This is a genomic window from Moorena sp. SIO4A1, assembly GCF_010672065.1.
GTDB lineage: Bacteria > Cyanobacteriota > Cyanobacteriia > Cyanobacteriales > Coleofasciculaceae > Moorena.
Window position 1 is genome coordinate 1 of the sequence record NZ_JAAHHX010000993.1, and the last position, 1,104, is coordinate 1,104.

1 protein-coding gene and 1 pseudogene are annotated in these 1,104 nt (G+C 44.5%); both read left to right on the plus strand.

The window, feature by feature from the left end:
- Positions 1-206: 206 nt before the first annotated feature.
- Positions 207-563 (plus strand): hypothetical protein, encoded by a 357-nt coding sequence (locus F6K53_RS44715; protein ID WP_293087478.1) that lies wholly within the window; start codon positions 207-209, stop codon positions 561-563.
- Positions 563-1,104, plus strand: a pseudogene (locus tag F6K53_RS44720) (hypothetical protein); the annotation flags it as partial. The gene F6K53_RS44715 and the pseudogene F6K53_RS44720, both read left to right, overlap by 1 nt.

Sequence of the window (1,104 nt, forward strand, 5' to 3'; positions counted from 1 at the left end):
AACTCTGGCTGCGGGATAGTACCAAAGGAGAATTAGAGGAGTGGGCAAGCCATTTGCCCTTGAGTCGGAATCATCGAGCACAGTTAGGTGACACTTTTTATAAGCTGGGTTCTCTAAACAAACCTTTTAAAAACCCCTACCACTGGGCAGCTTTTGTTGCCATTGGTAACTAGTAGTTTATAGTGATTAAATTTGGGAGATTTAATATGACGTTTGCACAAAAAAATCTGGAAGCGTTTACAAATTTAATAAAAGATAATCCAGACCTGTTGAATACTCAAGATAGACAAACTCTCCAAGATAAGATTTCAGAAGATATTGAAAAAATATCAGATTTTATTTTGGCTTGGTGCGAACAACGACCACAAATTAATGGGGCTTTGGAGCAAGTACGTAGAAGTCTCCCAGATCATGAACCAATTGGTGAGAAGGGAATTGGAGGCACTGTCCCCACTCCTGAAACTAAAGCTGAAAATGAAAAGAACGTGATAGAAGAACTAAGCAACGCTCTCCGTCAGAGTACTCCCCTAGAAACCGAAAAACCCAAAAATCCCAAAGGCTGATGACTGATTCTGCCTTGCGACTCAAAAACCCCAGCGTCACCCTTTATGCCTTCCATCTCTGCCAAGACTTAAGCCAAGAACTGGAAAAGTTGCGACCGGATGCGGATCAGTTGTGGCAACACTGTGCTAACCTCAGCCAACCCCTAGGTATCCCAGACCTGAAATCCTTACCGGAAAAAATACCATCCCCTCCAAGCCAAAAAGCAATTACAAGCCATTACGTAGACTTACTCCCAGGGAATACTCCCTTAAAATACACTGCAGCACTGCAACTAGCAGGCTCTCCCCTAACCGTCCACGTCTATCCGGTTAAAATTCATGATACCTATGCCCTTGACCTAACCCTGTTTTGCCAGAATACCGTTGCAGCCAGTCAATTTAGTCACTTCAATCCCCAAGGGTGCCTCCTAGCCAGCAACATTCAAGCTTCCTTGGGACAAACCTTAGTGCTCTATGGGGAACCAGTGGGCACTCCTGAGGAAGATAGAAAGTTAGCCGATGCCTGTGTGGATGGTTTTTTCCAGGGAACCGACCAAAAACC

Bases quoted from the DNA above. Each gene is read 5' to 3' on its own strand.
- F6K53_RS44715 (WP_293087478.1), top strand. From the start codon at position 207: ATGACGTTTGCACAAAAAAATCTGGAAGCGTTTACAAATTTAATAAAA.